This is a genomic window from Paenibacillus sp. VTT E-133291 (genome assembly GCF_002264395.1).
Classification (GTDB): Bacteria; Bacillota; Bacilli; order Paenibacillales; family Paenibacillaceae; genus Paenibacillus_AQ; species Paenibacillus_AQ nitricinens.
Genome location: NZ_NFVA01000037.1, coordinates 43,278 through 63,876, shown reverse-complemented (window position 1 = coordinate 63,876; position 20,599 = coordinate 43,278). Strand labels below are relative to the sequence as shown.

The 20,599-nt window shown below is 41.4% G+C and carries 18 protein-coding genes; 3 read left to right on the top strand and 15 right to left on the bottom strand.

The features are described 5' to 3' along the window. Positions 1–34: 34 nt before the first annotated feature. From CA598_RS16065 to CA598_RS16040, 6 genes are all read right to left on the bottom strand, one after another. Positions 35–757, bottom strand: coding sequence for a sensor domain-containing protein (locus CA598_RS16065; RefSeq protein ID WP_094877166.1), 723 nt, complete (start codon positions 755–757; stop codon positions 35–37). A 126-nt stretch (positions 758–883) separates the two neighbouring features. Further along, the gene (locus tag CA598_RS16060; protein WP_094868646.1) at positions 884–2,023 is read right to left on the bottom strand and encodes a toxic anion resistance protein; all 1,140 of its coding nucleotides are present in this window, start codon (positions 2,021–2,023) and stop codon (positions 884–886) included. Positions 2,024–2,047: 24 nt separating this feature from the next. Continuing rightward, positions 2,048–3,736, bottom strand: a complete 1,689-nt coding sequence (locus CA598_RS16055; protein WP_094877165.1) for a vWA domain-containing protein — start codon at positions 3,734–3,736, stop codon at positions 2,048–2,050. A 13-nt stretch (positions 3,737–3,749) separates the two neighbouring features. Then, positions 3,750–4,496, bottom strand: a complete 747-nt coding sequence (locus tag CA598_RS16050; protein WP_306440470.1) for a hypothetical protein — start codon at positions 4,494–4,496, stop codon at positions 3,750–3,752. 225 nt (positions 4,497–4,721) lie between these two features. Further along, positions 4,722–5,957 carry a molybdopterin-dependent oxidoreductase gene (locus tag CA598_RS16045; RefSeq protein ID WP_094877164.1) on the bottom strand — a complete coding sequence of 412 codons (1,236 nt, stop codon included), beginning with the start codon at positions 5,955–5,957 and terminating at the stop codon, positions 4,722–4,724. 45 nt (positions 5,958–6,002) lie between these two features. Continuing rightward, positions 6,003–6,881 carry a LysR family transcriptional regulator gene (locus CA598_RS16040; RefSeq protein WP_094868667.1) on the bottom strand — a complete coding sequence of 293 codons (879 nt, stop codon included), beginning with the start codon at positions 6,879–6,881 and terminating at the stop codon, positions 6,003–6,005. 113 nt (positions 6,882–6,994) lie between these two features. On the opposite strand from CA598_RS16040, the gene CA598_RS16035 reads away from it, so the two are divergent. After that, positions 6,995–8,284 carry an adenylosuccinate synthase gene (locus CA598_RS16035; protein ID WP_094868643.1) on the top strand — a complete coding sequence of 430 codons (1,290 nt, stop codon included), beginning with the start codon at positions 6,995–6,997 and terminating at the stop codon, positions 8,282–8,284. A 117-nt stretch (positions 8,285–8,401) separates the two neighbouring features. On the opposite strand, the gene CA598_RS16030 is transcribed toward CA598_RS16035, so the two are convergent. Both CA598_RS16030 and CA598_RS16025 read right to left on the bottom strand, forming a co-directional pair. Beyond that, positions 8,402–8,590 carry a hypothetical protein gene (locus tag CA598_RS16030; protein ID WP_076121390.1) on the bottom strand — a complete coding sequence of 63 codons (189 nt, stop codon included), beginning with the start codon at positions 8,588–8,590 and terminating at the stop codon, positions 8,402–8,404. Between the two features lie 184 nt (positions 8,591–8,774). Continuing rightward, entirely contained in the window at positions 8,775–9,971 is a 1,197-nt protein-coding gene (locus CA598_RS16025; protein ID WP_094877163.1) for a stalk domain-containing protein, read from the bottom strand. Positions 9,972–10,173: 202 nt separating this feature from the next. Here CA598_RS16025 and CA598_RS16020 point away from each other — a divergent pair, with 202 nt between their 5' ends. Continuing rightward, a complete protein-coding gene (locus CA598_RS16020; RefSeq protein ID WP_179283683.1) occupies positions 10,174–10,704 on the top strand; it encodes a GNAT family N-acetyltransferase in 531 nt (176 codons plus the stop codon). 402 nt (positions 10,705–11,106) lie between these two features. Here CA598_RS16020 and CA598_RS32965 read toward each other — a convergent pair whose 3' ends face one another. The 7 genes from CA598_RS32965 to CA598_RS15985 form a co-directional block, all read right to left on the bottom strand. Continuing rightward, positions 11,107–12,513 (bottom strand): GNAT family N-acetyltransferase, encoded by a 1,407-nt coding sequence (locus CA598_RS32965; RefSeq protein ID WP_094877161.1) that lies wholly within the window; start codon positions 12,511–12,513, stop codon positions 11,107–11,109. Positions 12,514–12,709: 196 nt separating this feature from the next. Then, positions 12,710–13,705: an ROK family protein gene (locus CA598_RS16010; protein WP_094877160.1), complete on the bottom strand. Its 996-nt coding sequence runs from the start codon at positions 13,703–13,705 to the stop codon at positions 12,710–12,712. A 19-nt stretch (positions 13,706–13,724) separates the two neighbouring features. Then, a complete protein-coding gene (locus CA598_RS16005; protein WP_094868638.1) occupies positions 13,725–14,408 on the bottom strand; it encodes an N-acetylmannosamine-6-phosphate 2-epimerase in 684 nt (227 codons plus the stop codon). A gap of 5 nt (positions 14,409–14,413) precedes the next feature. Then, on the bottom strand, positions 14,414–15,331 hold the full coding sequence (locus tag CA598_RS16000; RefSeq protein WP_094877159.1) for a dihydrodipicolinate synthase family protein: 918 nt from the start codon (positions 15,329–15,331) through the stop codon (positions 14,414–14,416). 56 nt (positions 15,332–15,387) lie between these two features. After that, a complete protein-coding gene (locus CA598_RS15995; RefSeq protein WP_094877158.1) occupies positions 15,388–16,275 on the bottom strand; it encodes a carbohydrate ABC transporter permease in 888 nt (295 codons plus the stop codon). Positions 16,276–16,287: 12 nt separating this feature from the next. Then, positions 16,288–17,184: a carbohydrate ABC transporter permease gene (locus tag CA598_RS15990; protein ID WP_440962122.1), complete on the bottom strand. Its 897-nt coding sequence runs from the start codon at positions 17,182–17,184 to the stop codon at positions 16,288–16,290. Between the two features lie 127 nt (positions 17,185–17,311). Continuing rightward, entirely contained in the window at positions 17,312–18,703 is a 1,392-nt protein-coding gene (locus CA598_RS15985; RefSeq protein WP_076121384.1) for an ABC transporter substrate-binding protein, read from the bottom strand. 294 nt (positions 18,704–18,997) lie between these two features. On the opposite strand from CA598_RS15985, the gene CA598_RS15980 reads away from it, so the two are divergent. Beyond that, positions 18,998–20,593 (top strand): response regulator, encoded by a 1,596-nt coding sequence (locus CA598_RS15980; RefSeq protein WP_094877157.1) that lies wholly within the window; start codon positions 18,998–19,000, stop codon positions 20,591–20,593. The last annotated feature ends 6 nt before the right edge of the window (positions 20,594–20,599 follow it).

The window sequence follows — 20,599 nt, the reverse complement described above, 5'->3', positions numbered from 1 at the left end:
TAGAAAATCTACTTTTGAGACAGCCCCTTTCCATTTAATACTGACGTTCTTCCTCGTAGGATACAAACAACATTCTACGCTGTACATCCATCAACGATTTAATCACCCAAGTTGCAATCACAGAAACGACGAGTCCCGCTACAACATAGGAAATGTATTGCTGAGATAATGTCCAGTCGATATTAAATAAGGCAAACACACTATTCTCCAAAATATTCAAATCCATTGTTTGCAAGAAAATCTGATGTAACACGGGTAGTGTGATCAGACCGAGCGCAGCCGCTACCACAGTTATCGTTAATGAGAAGAAGATAATGCTGGTTACGAATCGTCCCATAATCAGCATAATGTTACGTGCAAACTTTGAACCATCAAAGCCTAACTTCATGCGCTCTAGGAAGCCCGCTCCCTCTTGCTTCATATCCGTTCTACGCTCTTCATTCGGTCTTGGAATATCCAGCAGTGATCTTACTAGCTCTTGCTCAAATTTCACAATGTAGTCTAACCCTTTAGCTACTGCGAAAAATAAGGGAATACCGATAAAAATTGGTGTTAACGCAATGGATAACGCTAACCCTGTCACCATAAACACGAAATATACTATCGTAATCGGCAAAGAGATTATAAAATACAACATACTCCGATAGGTCTTGGGACTTGATCGACGTTTGCCTGGTTTAGATTGTGATTTCGATTCTACGGGAATCTGCATGGAATCTACCGCTCCGATCGGCATTGTATACAACTTATCATTCATTTCTTATGTCCTTCCTCTCACGTTATCAATTAATCTCATTATACGTGAGAATAAGAAGGCTCAAAACAGTCTTAGGACCGGAGTCTTACCAGACTAAAGGCTAGGATGGCTTTAGACCGGTAACAGCTACAAGCCCAGCTTATTTCCCTTCTCGAGCCGCACGATCTGCTGTTCTCCGCTATCTGCCAACTCTCTGAACTGGTTAATGGTTTCACGCATTTTAGGAAGAGCTTCCTGCTTATACGTACTTATCGAATCTAAAGCAGATAGCACATCTGTAAATGCCTGTTTTAAAGTATCTACAGAAATGCTAGATTCTAGGGATTGCTTATGAATTGCTGCTCCTTGATCTTTCAGCATTTTTGAGGTGCCACTTATTAGCGTGTTGGTTGTTTGATTTAGGAGTTCAATCTTTTTCAAAACGATTCGTTGATTGTAGAGTGCACTAGCCACCGTAACAGAGATTTTCAGGGCAGAAACTGTAACATTCCTGGCTCTGTCTACCCCTCTGATTAACTCTTTGTTATTTCGAATTACTACTTCGATGGCCATAATTCCCTGCTGATTCACTACCAGCATTTGTTGCAAATCCATCACTCGCTGACGAAGTGGAAACAATACTTCCTCTGTGATGAACTTTACCCTTTCTTCGTCCTCATTGCGTAGCTTAGCTGCATCTAGCTGCGCCTCGATCTCCTGATCCATCAGCATGCCTAGCTGAATCTCTTTCTGCAGTTTTTTAGTGAGCTCTCTAAGCGATTGCTGCTCAAACTCTAATGTAGTGTTATCATTTTTCAATACGGTTTTGCCTTTATCTAAAGAAATGATAATATCTGAGATTACAGCATCTGCTTTTTGATACTTCGCAAAATAACTCCGCAATGGGTTAAAAAACTTCCCTAGAAGACCACTTTTAGCAAAATCCACTGCGCTCGGGTCTAGATCTTTTAACTGGAGATTGAGCTCTGTTAAACCCTTAGCTACTTGCCCACCTTCATCCCCTGTTTTCGATAAATTCCCGACAGAAACTTGTAAAAGAGAGTTCTTATCTGAAGATGATCTCATGGTGCTCATCCCGAAGCTGTCTATGGATTGCAGCACTTCTTTTCGTTTGTCCAAAGATTCTAAATCCAGCTCCAAGATCGTCGAGACATTGGTTATCGCCATTTCCTTCAGTTGTGTTACTTCCTCTGGTTCAGGTTTAACCTGAGCTTCAATTGCGGATTTCAATTTCTCTGGACTTACCACTTCCATCGTGAAAGACATAGAACCCCTCCTAACAAGTTTAACTTACATTTGGACATTAAGCAGATTGCCGATTTTATAGACTACGTCATCTGTATCCGCATTGATGTTAGCTGCTTCATTAATTTTTGAAATGCTCTCCAGTGCTTTAATATTCGCGTTGTAACCAATCGTGTAAATTGGAATTTTGTAGGTTTCAATTAAGCTCCTTATATCATCTAGGGAGTGACCTTCATTCGTCTCCCCATCGCTTAACACAAAGATCAAAGGTTTAATTTCTGGATTAATTTTCATTTCATCCTGAAGCATTTTTAGTGCCACTAAAATGCCATCAAAAGTCGCTGTGCCTCCATTCGCCTGAAGGCTATCTATCGCTCCAACAAACATCGACTGTTGATTTGTGTCGTACTTACCAATAGGAAGGTTTATCGTAACGTTATCGGAGTATGAAACAAACCCGATACTATTATCTTTACCCAAGTATTTCTGTCCCGTTAATAATGATTGCTTTAAGCGATTTAAAGGCTCACCATTCATGCTGCCTGAAACATCGGCTACAAATACTGCCGCAATGGGCTTATTGCCGTTTTTCTTCTCTTTCCACAACTTTTGCGCCGAGGATAAAAGATTGCCATCCACTGGATTAACTTCCGAATGATAGTCATCCAGTCCGTTAAAGCCTTTTTCCTCACCTAAACGCTGGTATTTATCCTTTTCAACAAACTCCGTAAATTTTTCAATAATGTCCTGCTTCTCTTGTGGTAGATCACCTAATGCGTAAAGGGGGCTGTCATGTCTTACACCAAAAGGAGTAAATACATAGCTCCCCTTCAGTTCAGGAGCATTTGCGAAAATTTGGTACTCTAAGACAAATGCATCCAGCTTTCCAGTTTTAGCCGCTTCGCGCATTTGTAAAGTCGTCGACGCGAGAAATGGGACATTGGCTTGGAATTTCTCAAAGCCCTGAACCGCTTGTTCTCCAAGCAAATTAGAACTGTCAAACGTCCCAAGTGCAGTCACAAGAAAGTTCAGACCTGTTGAGCTGGCAAAAGGATCCGTATAGCCCATAGATAATTCATTATTCGCTATTGCATCTGTGATCGTCTTGACGTTCAAAGAACCGTATTTCTCGACTAACTCATCATATTTCGTTTTGTTCGTAACAATACCAGCAACATTGCCAATCAGACGATTGGTTATAAGCTGCGTTTTGATGCCGTTAGCTTTCACCATCTCACCCCATAACTCATTGGATGGTGTAAACGCATCTGGTATATATTTACCAGACCTTATGTAATCCGTCGCTGTTCCTGAAGCAATATTGCGAATTTTTACTGAAACAGGTAATCCGTTCACTTCTATATTCGAACTATTAAAATCTGTCGCCACTTCATTAAGCCATCCATCATTACCCGTTCCTGATTTCTCTGTGGATGAAAAGATTTCGACAAAGCTATCCGTTGTATTGGTTACTGATATAGGAAATTTAGAAATATCCGGCAAGGAATCACCAATCGCTACAGGATCAAGGTCGATTTGTCCTTTGACCTGCTCTGCGGTGTTTACATTAATTTTTTTATAAAGTTTATCCAGTTGTTTACCTGCATCTTCCGTTGAGACCTCACTAGTGGATTTGCCTAAATTAGATGTTAAGGTGATCCCAAAATATACAAGTGCAAAAACGACTACAGTTATAATTCCGAGTACAAGAAATGTTCTCCCTTTCCTAGCCATTCGCATCGCCCTTTCATTGCTTATAAAATTTCGTCTGTTTGATCAATTCATCGATCTCCTTCATACAAGGCATTTCTTCAACATCTTTATAATTCGTGCTGTCTAGTAACGATATTTCAAGTAGCAATTGATCTAACTTCAGCAAAATTTCTTCGTTTGCTCCGAGATACCCCGTTACATAAGCCAAATACTCATGGTAAAGAGCTGTTTTTTTCTGCACCAGTTTTTCTGAGAACTGCGCAGTTCTCTGCTGGCTGGCAAAAAGAGTGAATTCTGAAGCGTCAAAAACACTCAACTTATTAAGAATCCCTCGGATATTCAAATAGAAGAGCTTCTCTACTTCACAACTAACTGCCATAAACTTCTTAAAGCTTAACTCCGACTGCTCAAATCTCTGACCAAGGACAACCATTAACGTGTTTTTCTTCTTTTCCATCCGAATGACCTGATCCAAAGCCAGCGTAATGTCCTTCTTCAGCACCTTTACATTTCTGTATTGCGATAGCGCTACTATATAATCCTCATGCGTCTTTATCTCTTTTACAGGTGGAGCCACCGAAGGTTTAAACAGCAAATTATAACTTCCATAGAGGACAACGAGAAGACTGATCACTACTAATGTCACGCCAAAGGAGGTCTCTAGAACACTTACTCCCCCAATTTCGAGCCCTAATAGCCCTGGTGACAAAACAATAATATTCAGTAACACCACGCCAACTATAAGTCCTAATAGCTTTACGGATCTTGCACCGTTCAACATAAACACCTCCCTAACCGATCCGGTAACTTTTTCCATCATTTGCTTTATTTTATCAGAAACTAACTCACCATACTCCTTTTATTTACAAAAAAACTAATTTTCCGCAGATGATCTATGCCCCTCGTTGATTCACTTCTATATATATGGAAATATTTCTGTGTTTACATCCCTAATCACAAAAAAACCTTAACAGGCCCAAAGCCCATTAAGGTTAAAATCTCATTTTCATACCCAAGCGTCATTCGAATATCCTCGTTGCTCCCAATATCCTGTATGCTCTCCCTCGATCAGTTCAATCCGGTTCAACCACTTCACTGACTTGTAAGCGAACATTTTGGGAACAATTAGCCGAACCGGTCCACCGAGATCGCTTGGAATCGGTTTCCCGTCATGCATAACCGCGACCATAACATCGTCCATATCCGCTTGTTCCAATGTAAGAGTATCAGTATATACCCCATCCCCTGAGTAGAACTTCACTGTCTTTGCAGTAGACTTCACACCAGCCCGTTGCAGAAGATCCTTCAACTTGATGCCCTCCCAGGTATTCTTATAGACGGACCAACCTGTCACGCAGTGAAAATCACTCACTTGAACCGTCCGATGCAACTGAACGAATTGCTCCCAATTCCATGTAAAGCTCTGATCAACAAGACCATCCAACTTAAAGGACCAATTATCGTTCGTGAACTCAGGAATAGGGGTTACAGTATAAACACGGAATTGACCCTGCGATCCACCTCCAAGAGGCGGTGAAGATGCTGCCAGTGGCTGCGGTGCTGGCAACAGCTGATTGCGATCATTCTCGATTAATTTATCGATCGTTTCGCTACCACCTATGTTACCAATCGAGCTGCCTAACCATTTTACAAATGAGGGGCCGATTGTAAGGGCAAGCCCTACACCGATCGTCCCTCGAATGAAAGCTCTACGTGTATAGACTGGCTGCGGAGTATTCTGAGATGTTGTAATGACATTCCCCTCGCTCTTGATGGTCCGACGATTCGGCTCCTTCAGCCACTTCACACGAGTCAATGAGTGATAGATAATGTAAGGCAGTCCAATCCATGTCAGGACATCATGAACGACCAATGCAAGATTTGATACTTGCGGTCCTACCGTACGAAATTGCCACAACAATACGCCAGAAACGAACCACCCAAGCAACAGAAAGAGCACAACAAGTACATTAAACCGCTGCCAAGGTTTTTCCTTTAGCTGTTTCCAATGTTTACTGGCCAGCAGAAGATAATAGATCACTGGAAGGATAGATGCGATTCCTACCACAATATGCAAGCCTTTAATCCATACCCTGCCTTCACCAAGGAAACCTCGCCAGAAACCGCCTACTAGCACAAGCCCAGTCAAGGCCAATATCACGACGATCCAGCCGTTCCAGGTGTGAAGTGAACGCAGCTTTTTCCCGTATCCCTTGCGTAGCCGACCAAGTATATCACTCATAGCTTAGCCTCCTCCTCATGTGTATGATCCCGAATCCGAATTAATTTAGTCCAATAAGGTTAGAAAGGACTTTGATGCAGCAGAGAGAGGAACCCCTCGAAGCGTCGCTATCCCGATGTTACGCTCCGGAAATGGCGGATCTAAAGGAATTTCTACAAGCTCCCCACTTTTTAATTCTTCCTTTACATAATCACGAATAACAAAAGCTAAACCAAAGCCACGCAAAGCGAACTGAACAAGAAGATCTACACTGCCAAGTTCAAACTCTGGTGTTATCGTCACATGATTGGAGGCAAGAAACCCATCTATGTACTTTCTTGTGCTGCCTCCTGGCTCTAGAAATAATAATGGGTACTGCTTGATGTTTGAAAGCGGCATTGTATTATCCGCTAAATGACGGAAGCCCTTGCCTCCTACAAGACAATCTTGGAGCCGTGTACTCTTACGAAATTCAATCTGTTTGTCTGATGCCGGTAAGCTAACGATACCGAAATCAATTTTACCTTCTTTTAAAAGCGTGAGCGTTTCCGGTGTTGTTCGATTCGTAATATGAATACGTACGCTAGGATATTGTTCATGATATTGCTCGAGATATGATAACAAGTAATATTTGCAGAGGGTATCACTTGCACCGATATGAATCTCCCCGCTATTTAAATTGTTCATTTCAGCTATCGCCCGCTCACCCATCTCCACATTCTGAAAGGCTTGCTCAATGAATCGCAGCAGTACTTTTCCTTCTGTTGTTAAATCCACCCCTCTAGAGGTACGAAAAAATAAGGGTCCGCCCATTTTTTCTTCCAATTGCTTAATCGTGTGACTCACCGCTGGTTGTGTGATATTCAGCCGTTCTGCTGCCGCAGTTAAGCTGCCTGTTTGTGCTACCCAATAAAAAGAGCGATACCATTCCAAGTTGATGTCCATTTCCAAGTCATTACCTCACCTTATAATAGATATTACATATATCAATTTTTCTAATGTTATATCTAGCATTATACTTAGACCTGTAGCCAATCACAAGCTTGGGAGGTAATTACGTGACTGTAATCGCAATTGTAGGAGCTAACTGGGGAGATGAAGGCAAAGGGAAGATGACGGATGTATTAGCCGCTCAATCCTCCTATGTAGTTCGTTTTCAAGGTGGAAGTAATGCTGGTCATACCATCATTAACCAGTATGGAAAATTTTCGCTTCATATGCTGCCTTCTGGTGTATTTTACCCTTCAGTTACAAACATTATTGGACCAGGAACAGCACTTGATACAGAAGTATTAGTAAAGGAATTGCAGGCATTAGCAGATAGAGGGGTTCCAAAACCGAAGTTGTACGTATCTGAGCGTGCTCAAATCGTACTCTCGATCCATCGTTGTTTTGATGAGCTGGAAGAGGAACGACTTGGATCACAAGGGTTCGGTTCAACCAAGCGAGGGATAGCGCCATTCTACGCGGATAAATATGCCAAGCTCGGCATACAGGTTGCGGATTTATTTGATCCTATCCAACTTGAGAAACGTCTCGAACAATTACTTGCTTCAAAAAATATATTGCTCGAACATTTGTATAAGAAAGCCCCTTTCCAAGTTTCGGAATTAATGGCTCAGTTGCAAAAGGAAGCTGCGCAATTAACACCATACGTTGCCAATACAACAGAAATACTGCAAGAAGCTTATGCAAAAGATGAGACGATTCTGCTTGAAGGGCAGTTAGGCGCTCTGCGTGATCCTGATCACGGGATTTATCCTTACTCTACCTCATCATCGACACTTGCCGGATATGCACCTGTCGGCGCGGGTCTACCTGCGGCTGCCATCACGAATGTTATCGCTGTAACGAAGGCATATTCCAGTTGTGTTGGTGCCGGACCTTTTGTATCTGAATTAGAAGGCCCTGTAGCGGATGAACTTCGCACAAGAGGTGGCGATGCTGGGGAATTCGGAGCAACTACGGGTCGTCCTAGACGTATGGGTTGGTTTGATGCTGTAGCTACACGTTATGGATGCCTGATGCAAGGTGCAACGGAGGTTGTGTTGACCAATCTGGATGTTCTTGGTTATTTGAATGAGATTCCGGTTTGCGTTGCCTATGAACTTGAAAATGGGGATATCACTGACAAGTTTCCAGCAACAAATAAGCTAAACACAGCAAAACCGATAATAACGCATTTATCTGGCTGGAACTGCGATATTTCCCATATCACGAACTTCGACGAGCTGCCAGAGCAAGCTAAAAGTTACGTCGACTTTATTGAAACGTCTATTGGAATACGTATTTCTACTGTTTCTGTGGGACCTAGACGTGATCAGGTCATTCATCGTACGCTGAAATAATTTCATACCCAGCATATTGTGAAATGTATACTTTCTTATATTTCAAAATAAGGATGCCTAGTTGTACCTACATGCAATATGCATATAGCTGCAACTAGGCATCCTTGCGTTACTTTTTTACACCAATACTGCATCCACTTTCGTCTGTGGTGCCTTGTCACAACGCTTACAGACCTTAACGACTGACCCGTCCGTTTTTCTTTTTGGATAAAGCAGTTTGATCCGTGTGCTCTGACAGACCGGACAAGTCCCCCTCCCCCTGGATGGTAAACTCCATAGTGCATGTCCACGTTTTGACTTTGCCATGAATGAACCCCTCATTTCGGTCAACAATAGTCAACACTTCATTCTGAAAGTGCTTCTTTCAAAAGATATGCTGCAAGGACAGGTTGTATGATTAAAGACGTTCAAAAGTTCCTGTAGAATATAAAAAAGACGCCTTCGAGAATGAAGACGTCCTATTGTTTAGAATCGGATAGATATAGATAACTTAGTTCGTGTAAATCATGGAGACAACACCATTCGTAAAGGTAACATAGTTATAATTTCCATACCGCCAAGTCTCTACAGTAATTCCACTTCCGGATAGACTTGATTTGTCGATAGGGGTTCCCCAGCTTAGTTCTACTTGCTGTTTGGTCATTCCTGTCGAAATTTTACCAGCCTTAATTTTAGCCCATGTTGCATTTGACCATTTATAGATTTTGGTAGGATCAGACGTAAAGAAATACTCTTTGTTTGCTAGAATGCGAGTGACCTGATCATATTCCATATCATAAGTCTCCACAACTTTACCTGATGCCAATTTAAAAGAAATCGCAAACTCATTATCGTCGTTCACTAGAATATCAACAATCGTTGCTTTTTGGAATTTATAGTCGGAGTCAAACTGGTTGAACCAATAAGTCTTTCCGATTAGCTTAGCGAGATCCCCTTGAGATTCTCTTTTAGCTATTTTTAACGTATTTTTCGTATAAGCAAATAACTCCGCTTTACCGAAATTGATGTTCAAAGACTCATAATGAGCACCAAAGTCCAACACTGCTCCCAATGAAGTTTTTAAGAGGGTTGCAGGGAATACAGCTCCTCCATCCACGGTTTGCACTTTACCAGACATTTTCACCTTATTCCCATTCACCATAGCAATATCACTGCCTAGCTGAAGTTGGATAGGCAAATCTCCCAGACGAATGCTAAAGGTCTTAGTGGCTGTGTTAGTCTGAATAGTTGCACCCAAGCTCTTAAATGTGGATTGTACAGGCAAATACATCGTGCCACTGATTAATACACCTGTTTCGATGTCCTTATCAGCACTGATAGATACCTTTAACGTTTTGGAATTAGTTCCTGAACGTACGGTTACATTTGTTTCACCAACGGCTATTGCTTTCATTGAGCCATCTGGCAGCTTTTGCAATAAGTAAGGCTTCTCGATCACCATATCTGCTTGAGACAAAGGAACACGATCGGATGAGCCATCTGGCCCTTTTGCAAAAATCTGCACAGGTACCTTGTCACCAACAGTCATCTCCGTATAATCCATTTGAAAAATCAAATCATCCGTGCTAGAAATTGACTGTTCGTTCACTACATTTGTGCTATTTGCATCTGCTGCCTTCGCTGTATGAATTGGACCATACATAGATACTGCTAGTACTGCTGCAATACTCCATTTAATAGCTTTCATTTCCAAAATCCTCCTCTAGTAAATAAACCATTATTACTTTATCACAATTCCACTATTTTAGTAGATAAAAATGGAAGATTAGTGATCTTATATTTTTATAATGTGTAAATATTATGAAAAATAAAGGGAATCTATTGGAACGAAAAGAAATTACTGTGTAGCCTTATAGCCATCACAATCGCAGACTAGGAGTGTTATCTTCGTGGAATTAATAACTGACAGATTAATATTAAGAGGGTATACAAGCAGTGATTCTTCTTTTTATGAAGAACTAGAACAAAATCCCCTATCCTACAAGTATGAGAACACTGCACCTGATGCCCAACAAATTAAAAATGACTTCCTTTCTATCTTGTCTCAAGCAACAAATGATCCACGGCAATATTATGATCTTGCAATATGTAGAAAGCTGGATATGAAGCTCATCGGTAATATCAGTATCAAGTTAAACTGGGAAGAAATCAGAGAATGGGAAATGGGTTGGGTCCTACTCCCGGACTATTGGAAAATGGGATATGCAACTGAAGCCGTGAAGTCCATGATAGGTTATGCCTTTAAGTCTCTTAATGCACATAGGGTTGTTGCTTATGCCAACGCCGAGAATGTGCAATCTGAGAAAGTAATGATTAGAGCAGGGATGTTTAAAGACGGGGTTCTTAGGGAGACTAGATTCTGTAATCAGCAATGGTGCAACGAGATTATTTATTCTTCTTTGGAACAAGAGTGGACCTAATATTTAAAGGGAGCTGTCTCATAAGTAGTGAACGCTACTTATGAGACAGCTTTTTTCATATGATAATCCAAGCAACAGGCTCTCACTTGATGTATTAACACTAATTAGGGAAAAACTCCCTATAAATAATCGGTATTCACTAATAATGAATGAAATTAGGGGATTCCTCCCTATAAATTAGGCTAATCCCTTTGATTTTCATCAAATCAGAGGAATTTAAGGGAATTTTTCCCGAATTATCAGTCTACTGACCAATAACCTCTTAATTTTAGGGAGAAATTCCCTAATTGTTCTATTGGGGCTTCACTTGGATCATCATTTGGAACGTCATTTACAGGATAACAAGAAGAGAGCCACACCCAAGTAGTAAAAAAACTACTTTTGGAACGGCCTCCTTTCTCTTTACACTATCAACTCACGTACAACTTCAAACTCATCCCTGCTCATTTCAACGAATCCAAGGGATGTATATAAGTTCGAAGCACGTTCGTTCTCTATTCGATGTCCAATAACGATTTTGTCGCAATGATGTTCCGCTTTTATAGTTCGAATCAAGGCATCCATTCCGGTTCTACCGAATCCTCTATTCTGATATTTCTGATCAATCATAAAAGCCATAATCCAATAACTTCCGTCCTCAGGATCAACGGCATATACTGAGAATCCTACCAATTCTTCATCTGCATATAAAGCCAACGGAGTCATTCCGCAATAAGCCGATTCAGCTAACCAATAGACTACCGGTACAGGAAAAACCGTTTTTTGCTCATTGGACACCTCTAATTGCGTACAGGCATACCAGTTATTCTCAGTAATTGTCTTCAGCGCAATATGTGGATGAAAGCCATCCCGAATACGATCACAGATTCCTTCTAATTTCGATTTAAGCTGTAGTGCCCATTCTGGACTAATAGAAACGTCCAAATTCTCTAAGCTCCGAAGCAACCTAGCGAATCCATATAAATCAGAGAATCTTTGGAATTCTGGCAATAGCTTGATATATTCATCATCCAGACGCTTTACAGATCTATAGCCATTAATAAAATGATCGATGTTCTTCTTGCTCTCCTCATCATTCTGCTTGGATAGATCTCTCAACGCTGATGTGATATCCATCGCAAACCAGTGATACATAGAGTCATCAAAGTCGATCGCACTATATCGAGATTTCTCTTTCATATAAAAGATATTGTCGGTCTCAAAATCAAAATGGATCAGCCCCGTATGTCCAACGCCAAAAGAGAGCTCACTTAGCCACGCCTCAATTCGTTCATATTCCTTAAGCGCTTTATGCTCCTCGGGGTGTCTTCTTAATACGGATAAAATAAATTGAAGAGAATCGACCCAGCTTTTACGCGCGGGTGTGCTCGGAGCATAAGTTTCGGAGAAATTATGCAGTCGCGCGAGCGTTTGACCCCAATGTTGGAACTGCAGCTCCGACATCTTTTCAAGTGGAACGTACTCCCCCTGGGCTTGTTCAAAAACAACCCCGTGATATTTGCCATTACCAGTTGAAAGGGTCTCAATCCACTTCCCTTGCTTGGAGCATGCTGGTGCTACAGTCTCATAGCCCTGTTCCAATAAGTACATCATAAAATCTAGTTCAGCCTGAATATTCTCTGCGCTATTATCCTCTTCGTGAGTAAACCTTAAATAATAGTGCTTACTATTCCATTGAAACGTATAAATAAAATTGCTGCTTGCTCTCACAAGCTTCAAAGTTCCAGGCTCATGATTCCAATACTTGATCATCTCTTTGGCAGGTAGATCGTTCTCAGTTCCCCGTACCATGTTCATTAATGTCATCATTTCCGATAGTGCCTCCCGTAGTCATTGAGAGATGTTCTTCCCTTACGAATACTGACCTCTCTCGGACTTCATTGTGGTGTTGTTCGTACTCAAACATCATCACTCCCTTTAAACGGATTAGAGACCTCAGAAAGATTTGACCTTTCTTCTCATCCCTTTAACATTATCGGTAAATTATTCTATTTAATCAAGAGATTTAGATAAAGCCTTTATTATAAGAAGAAAGGGATGGAACCCCGTACTCCCAGACCTGTAATGCCGCACCGATCATTCCACAGGAATTCCCACGATAGGCTGCTTCAATTCGAACCTTATCCAGCATCGCGGGCATCGTTCTCCTGCCCACTTCTCTTCTTATTCCTTCGAATAATAACTCACCAGCTTCAGCCACTCCACCACCAATAACAATGACCTTCGGGTTAAATATATGAATAAATGAAGCGATAGCTGAACCAAGCGCAGCGGTTGTATCTTCCATTACTTCTGTTGCTAGAGGCTCTCCTGATCTCCATCTCGTGATCACTTCCCGTGAATCTAAGTTATAAAGTGGCAAGCTGTGTGTAGTTAGTTTTTCCTGCATGCGACGAGCAATGCTTGTTCCTGAGGCATAATGTTCTAAGCAGCCTCTCCCACCACAAACGCAAGCCGGGCCGTTGAAATCTACAGACATATGCCCTAACTCTCCAGCCCCGCCCCAAGAACCATGAACAAGGCGACCTTCTACAATAATTGCTCCGCCTACACCCGTTCCAAGGGCAAGACAAATAAAATCTTCTACACCTTTACAAGAACCTAAATATTTCTCTGTTAATGCCAGTACATTCACGTCATTATCTACGATTACCGGAAGCTGGAACTGATTCTGAAGCCACGCTTTCAAAGCTGTCCCAGCATAGCCAGGAATAAGCTCAGAGGCAGCGCGAATACTCCCCGACTCCCAATCGATTTGTCCTGCAGTTCCTACACCAATCCCTTTAAACTGAATGCCTGCGTGCATCGCATTAACTTCACTCATAAGCTTTTGAATAGCCTGAATAGCTCGGTCCACGGTCTTCATAAACCCAGCCATTGTACTCAGACTTACAGTATGTACTACATCTCCCTGTGGTGTAACGAGTCCAGCATTAATTTTCGTTCCCCCGATATCCAAACCGACCGCATATTCCATTAGAGGATCATAATCTTTTAACACGGACTCGCCTCCTTAAGTCTCAGCAATCGATCACGGCTTTGACATATCGTGAAGTGATTAACTGTGGCCTTGTAATCGCACTTCCTACAACTACATAAGATGCCCCAGCCCTCTTAGCACTCGCCGCATCTTCAGGTGTCCATATACGCCCTTCTGCAACTACCGGAATCTTCACGAACTCGCATAATTGCTGAAGCAAGACAAGATCTGGTCCTTCTTGTTGTGTACTGTATGGTGTGTAGCCCGAAAGTGTTGTACCAATAAAATCTACACCTAATTCTTCCGCTGCCAGTCCCTCCTCCAAGGTCGATATATCTGCCATTACAAGCACACCCATTTGATGGGCATATGCGATTAGTGGCTGAACCGACAATAAGCGACCTTCCCGATTCGTAACATCTAATGCAACAATATCCGCTTTTGCGGACACGATTGCTTTCACCTCATCCAGAGTTGGCGTAATAAATATGGCTGATCCGGGAATATCCCGTTTAATAAGTCCAATGACCGGTACATTTACTTCTTCTTTAATAGCTAGAATATCTGGAACCCCATTCGTCCGAATTCCAATTGCCCCTGATTGAACCGCCGCTCTTGCCATTTTTGCCATTGTATCTCCACCATGAAGCGGCTCATGCTCAAGTGCCTGACATGAAACGATCAGACCTTTCATCGGAAAGATATCGCTCATTCGAGTCATCATTAACCCTATCCCTTCGCTTCAAGAATATACTCTAATATTCTATTGTTGAGAGCTTCCACCCGATCCTGATCCGAAGCCTTGATGGGTAGAAGTGGCATTCTCGGTAGGCCCGTTTCAAATCCACGCAAACTCAGAATTGCTTTACATGCACCATATAATGATGGAAAGGATAATAATTCTACAATGAGATCATTGATGATGAACTGCCATTTCTGTGCCTCAGCCATATCACCTTGCCCATAACATTGTTCAACTTTTAAAAATAGCTCAGGCATAACCCCATAGGTTCCACCAATCCCGCCATCAGCCCCGATACTGCGGCCAGCCAAGTACTGCTCATCCGGTCCATTCAATACTAAAAAATCCTTCCCGCCTGCGGATTTAAACTGCTGAAGCTCAAATGTGCTCTCCGCTGAAATTTTCACCCCGATCACTTTAACCTGAGCTGCCATCTTGATCAGCAAGCTTTTCGATAATTGAAAACCTGTAGTTTGCGGGATGTGATAGATCATAAATGGAAGCGAGGTGCTGTCAATAATCGCTTGCCAATGACTTTCAACACTATCCGGTGATAGGCGGTAATAGATCGCTGGAACAGCCGATACCGCATGTGCGCCAACTAATTCAGCATGTGCAGCTAGCTCAACACTGTCTCTTGTAGATGGAGCACCTACGTGAGCAATGATCGTAAGCTCATCTCCTACTTCTGCTATGACTGCCTCGAGCATTTGTTTGCGTTCCTCTACCGATTGCAGCATGCCTTCGCCTGAGCTTCCGCCAACATAAAGACCTTTCACACCTGTAGAAGCATAATGACGAGCTAATTTCCGCGCCCCTTCTTTATTGATATTCCCCTCGGCATCATAACTGGAGTACAAAGCGATAATAATGCCTTTAAAAGCTTCAAGATCATATGATTTCATAGATAATAGCCTCCGTCGTTTAAATCACTATTGTTAATTTACGTTGTTATGAGAAACTAACCTTTAACAGCGCCCATCGTAATTCCTTGTGTGAATGCTTTTTGAAACATTAAGAAAATGGCAATCATAGGAATCGAAGCTAACGCAGCTCCTGCCATTAGCAGTCCATAGTTCGTTGTAAATTCACCACGAAGTGTCGCTACCCCAAGAGGCAAGGTCATCATCGAAGTTGATCTCGTCATAATAAGCTGACTGAAATAATCGTTCCACGAAGTGATGAAGGTGAATATGGCTAGTGCACCAACTGCTGGTTTTAATAACGGTAAAATGATCGTTCCAAATAATCGAATTTCAGAACTACCGTCAATTTTAGCCGCTTCAATCAGCTCACCCGGAATCGTCTGCGCGAACTGTTTCATCAGAAAAACTCCAAATGGCCAACCAATTGCCGGTAAAATAAGCCCTTTATACGTATTGACCCAACCAAAGTCAGCTAACATCGTAAACAGTGGAACGAGAATCACTTGCTTAGGCAATGCCATAGCGGCAACAAACATCGTGAAGATCATTCCTCGTCCTGGAAATGATTTCTTTGCGAGAACATATCCGGCGCAGGAAGAGACAATACAGATCGCAGCCATTTCTGCAAAAGCAATAATAAAGCTATTAAACATCCAGCGTTCTACAGGATTCTTAAATAATTCTGTCCAGTTCTGAAGCGTCGGCTTTAATGGAAACCACTCCGGTGGGATAGTCGTGGCTACCGTTTGAAGTTTAAAGGCCCCTGAAACTACCCAATAAAAAGGAAAGATAAAAAATAGTGTAGCCAATATCAACAGGATGGTAGCTATTATTTTTGGTATTGTTAATTCTTTTTTCCATGCGCTTGCTTTCTTTAGCCGGACAATAGGTGCTTTCAGTTCTAGTGGATTTGTAGAATTCATGCTGTCCCCTCCTTAATACTCAACATCGCTGCCAAAGTATTTGAATTGAATGATAGAAATGATCCCAATTACAATTGCGAGTATGACACCCATGGCTGAGGCATATCCGAAATGACCTAACATAAAGGCTTGTTCGTATACACCATACATAACGGTTGAGGTGCTATATACAGGTCCACCTGAGGTAAGGAGTTGAATCAGTGCAAAGCACTGAAAGGTATTAATCGTGGTAATCACGATAATATATAAGTTCGTTGGCATCAGCATCGGCCATAATATTTTCCGGAAAATTTGCCAAGGGGTTGCCCGATCAATCTCTGCTGCTTCAATGTAAGAGGTAGGAATGTTACCAATAGATGCCACATATAAAATGATCGGTTGCCCTACAGAAGTCGTTATTAAAACCACAATAATCGCAAGTAACGCGGTTCTTGTATCCCCTAGCCATGAAACAGGCTCCAGTCCAAACAAACCTGTTAAATAATTCAGAATTCCATAGTTGGGATGATAAATCCAGCCCCACACAACGGTGATACTTACGACCGAAGATACGGCTGGCAAATAGAACACACCGCGGAAAAATGATCTGGCAAACTCTTTTTTCTTATAGATATTCATTGAAACAAACAGTGAAAAGATAATCACGATTGGTACAGTGATCACTACGAGTAATAAAGTATTTCCCATGGACTTCATGAAATTATCATCTTTAAATAAAGAAATATAATTATCGAGACCAATAAAGCTAAAATCTCTCAACGAGTAATCAAAGAAACTAATATAAACCCCTTTTATCATCGGGTAGGCTACAAACAGAAGAAAAAATCCAAACGCTGGTAATAAGAAAAGATAACTCATCATCCAGTCGCGTATCACATAACCTTTAATTTTGCGTACCGTTGTCCCCACAACCTTCTCCCCATTTCTCTGATGAAAAATAATGATATTTATAAGGTGCTTAGCTTGTAAATATTCATTTTTTAAAAAAAGAATAGAGTGCTTCCCGCACTCTATTCTTTTAAACACCATTCACTTTTTATTTCATAGCTGCTTTTGCTTTAGTAATCGCTTCGTTAGCCTTCGTAGCAAAACTATCCAAAGCTTCCTTGCCGGTTGCGCCTCCAGTTAAAGCACGTTGTAATTCAGGGAACCAGAACGTACGAATATCTGCATACCCATCGGCAATCGTTGGTGCATCTGTCGTAAACTTACGAGCATATTCAGCGTATTTATATTCTGGATCGTCATAAAGACCAGTAATCGAATTACGAACCGAGAGACCTCCTGTTTGAATCAAGTTTTTCTTACCCCATACAGGATCATTAGCAATAAAATCAATCAGCTTTTTGGATGCTGCGATTTTAGCCTCATCTCCATTATTGAATACAGCCATACCACCCAGATAAGGCTCAAGCTTAGGTTCCGAACCATCTAGTGTAGGGAATGGAAGGAGAATGTCTTCGAACTGTACCATTTTTTTAGATACGTTCTGTGCTTTTAGTACCGCGGAATAGTTAAGTGTAAAGGCCAATTTCCCTTGCAGGAATAAGTCGTTCACATCAGCAGCCGCAAGTGAAGCTGCACCGGAGACACTGAGTTTATCTTTCGTAGCTTGGACAATCCAATCTAACGCTTTAGCAGCATTATCAGTATTGATAGCGACTGCTGAGTTATCTTCATTTAAGAATCGGGATACCCCTAAGTTAGCAAGATAAGCGCGAGTGCCTTGGTCTCCAGCTTGGCTCTTCGCGAAGAATCCTGTAGGAATAACGTCTGGTGCCTTTTCTTTTACGGCTTCCAACGCCTTTTTATATTCTTCAAACGTCCAGGTTCTATCTTCCTTATCCAGAGGAAGTAAATCTAGCGCGCCAATCTTTTCAAAAATAGACTTATTAACAGCCATCATAAAAGGTGCTGTGTTGATCGGGTACATAAAGATGTTGTCGCCTACACTTGACTGCTTCCAAAAAGCTTCTGAAATATCATTCTTCACTTCATCCGTCACCATGTCGTTAAGCGGTGCAAGCAAATCCTTTTTACCCCAATCGATAATCCGTCCAGGCGCATCATAGATCACATCGGGTGCAGTATTCGAAGCAATTGCGACATTCAGTTTTTCTGGGCCGCCTTCAAAGGTGATCATCTCAAGGTTAACTTTAATTTCAGGATTCTTCTCATTAAAAGCTGCAATGATTTCCTTCTCATACTTGCCTACTTCACCATCTAAAGCTTGAAAGCTCGGAAAATTCCACCAAGTAATTTCTACTGGTTTAGCAGCAACTTCAGTTGCTGCGGGCTCTGTCTTGTCAGCATTATTACTTGGTGTAACTGCTGAATTCGCTGTGTTCGTATTTCCACATGCAACTAACTGTGTACCTAAAAGTGCGACACCAACAATACTCATTAGCCCTTTTTTCATTGCTTTCATGTGCTACCCCCAATTATTTTTTGTGGAATAAAGTACGGCTCTTATTCCTTGCGCTAATCATAAATCAATTGCAAATTCAGGAGAATCCCACTCCTTTTACTTTTAGGGTTCTTTTCTGACATATCCCTTCAAACTGTACCTCTTCAATGTTATAATACATTACACATACCACTTATTAACAATTTAATTTATAATTTTTCACTTTTCCGCCTTAATGTAACCCTTTTAATCTTACATCAAATGACATTTCCTAACGAATGATCCACTATAATTCTAGTCTTCCGGAGGGATTTCATGTACAAACTAATGATTGTAGAGGATGAGCCATTAATTCGAACAGGCTTAAAACATTATTTTGCTTGGGAGGAGCTCGGGGTTCACAACATTATTGAAGCAGAGAATGGAAAAGAAGGCATAGCCACCGCACTACGTGAAAAGCCAGATTTGGTGATCACCGATATCCGGATGCCTGAAATGGATGGGCTTCAAATGATTGAGCAGATTCGTGATCTGCTTCCTGATACATTATTTATCATTTTGACGGGATTCAACGATTTCCAATACGCTCAGAAGGCTATACAACTAGGGAATGTACATGCTTTTTTGCTTAAGCCTTTGGAATACGAAGAAAGCCTTCTAATAATACAAAAATGTATAAACAAGCTTCAGCTAAAGCGGCAAGACCGATTAAAACGTTCCACGCTGGAAGGAGCACAATTTGTAAAACTGTTACTAGAGGAAGAAGATGCAGTAATCGATGATGCTCTAATCCATAAACTATGTAATTTCAACAGTAACTACTATCTTTATCTGCCCTTTGTTTTGACAGGTATCCCTATGAGAGAAAATGTGGAGAAGTTTATTCATAACGCAGTGGGCGAGTATCTGCTTGCCACTACACCGCACTCTATTTTTACATATTCATTAAAGACAAAGCTCTATGGTCTTATTGTATTGGGATCTCCGTCTTCTACTGACAACTTCCCTCTACAAGCTCAAGTGCAGACACGAATTGACCAATATCTGAAGGCGCTTACGCTAGAACATCACCTAGGCCTCTATTTAGTAATAGGTAAGACGACGGAGAACCCTGCACAAATAAATACTTTGCTGCACGAGTCTGATCGAATGTTATATCAACGCTTTTACAAAAGAGATTGCAGGTTATTCTATGTGCCACAATGGATAGAAAACTCAAATTCTATGAAACCATCCCTAATTCAACTAGATGAGAATGATAAGAAACGAATGATTTCCTGCATAGAAAGTGCTAACGAACAAGAGACGCTTCAGCTAATGCACCGTCTGGCTCAAGATATTCTAAGTAAAACTGATGTCTCTTCTCCTGATTACTGGCTCGCATTTCTTCATGAAATCCTAAGTGTTATCATCCGCTTCGCCAATAAAAACCACATCCATATCGAAGGTGTGTACAGCGAAAAGCTCCTGAACCTTACCTTTGTGGATGATTTCGATTCGCTTGAGACGCTTTTCGACTGGCTTGGCAGATGGATGATTCATTTGGGGATTGTTTATACCGAAGGTCTGACGCATAACCACCAACAGGATGTGATCATCTTCGAACATATTAAATCCTTCATAAAAGAAAATATTGATCAAGACGTGACTCTGCAGATGGTAGCAGATCGATTCTTCTATAATCCATCTTATTTAAGCCGCCTCTTCAAGCGGAAACTCGATAAGAACTATATGCGATTTGTAACTGAAATCCGGATGGAATATGCGCAGGAATGCTTAAAAAAACCGGAGATTCTAGTGACCGATGTCTGTACGATGTGTGGTTATAAAAGCTATAAGCATTTCGTTAAAACATTCCGAAGTATCACGAATATGACCCCATCAGATTATAGAAAACAATCAGGCTGGTGATGACCA

Bases quoted from the DNA above. Each gene is read 5' to 3' on its own strand.
- CA598_RS16065 (WP_094877166.1), bottom strand. From the start codon at position 757: ATGAATGATAAGTTGTATACAATGCCGATCGGAGCGGTAGATTCCATG.
- CA598_RS16060 (WP_094868646.1), bottom strand. From the start codon at position 2,023: ATGTCTTTCACGATGGAAGTGGTAAGTCCAGAGAAATTGAAATCCGCA.
- CA598_RS16055 (WP_094877165.1), bottom strand. From the start codon at position 3,736: ATGGCTAGGAAAGGGAGAACATTTCTTGTACTCGGAATTATAACTGTA.
- CA598_RS16050 (WP_306440470.1), bottom strand. From the start codon at position 4,496: ATGTTGAACGGTGCAAGATCCGTAAAGCTATTAGGACTTATAGTTGGC.
- CA598_RS16045 (WP_094877164.1), bottom strand. From the start codon at position 5,957: ATGAGTGATATACTTGGTCGGCTACGCAAGGGATACGGGAAAAAGCTG.
- CA598_RS16040 (WP_094868667.1), bottom strand. From the start codon at position 6,881: ATGGACATCAACTTGGAATGGTATCGCTCTTTTTATTGGGTAGCACAA.
- CA598_RS16030 (WP_076121390.1), bottom strand. From the start codon at position 8,590: ATGGCAAAGTCAAAACGTGGACATGCACTATGGAGTTTACCATCCAGG.
- CA598_RS16025 (WP_094877163.1), bottom strand. From the start codon at position 9,971: ATGAAAGCTATTAAATGGAGTATTGCAGCAGTACTAGCAGTATCTATG.
- CA598_RS32965 (WP_094877161.1), bottom strand. From the start codon at position 12,513: ATGATGACATTAATGAACATGGTACGGGGAACTGAGAACGATCTACCT.
- CA598_RS16005 (WP_094868638.1), bottom strand. From the start codon at position 14,408: ATGATGACTCGAATGAGCGATATCTTTCCGATGAAAGGTCTGATCGTT.
- CA598_RS16000 (WP_094877159.1), bottom strand. From the start codon at position 15,331: ATGAAATCATATGATCTTGAAGCTTTTAAAGGCATTATTATCGCTTTG.
- CA598_RS15995 (WP_094877158.1), bottom strand. From the start codon at position 16,275: ATGAATTCTACAAATCCACTAGAACTGAAAGCACCTATTGTCCGGCTA.
- CA598_RS15985 (WP_076121384.1), bottom strand. From the start codon at position 18,703: ATGAAAGCAATGAAAAAAGGGCTAATGAGTATTGTTGGTGTCGCACTT.
- CA598_RS15980 (WP_094877157.1), top strand. From the start codon at position 18,998: ATGTACAAACTAATGATTGTAGAGGATGAGCCATTAATTCGAACAGGC.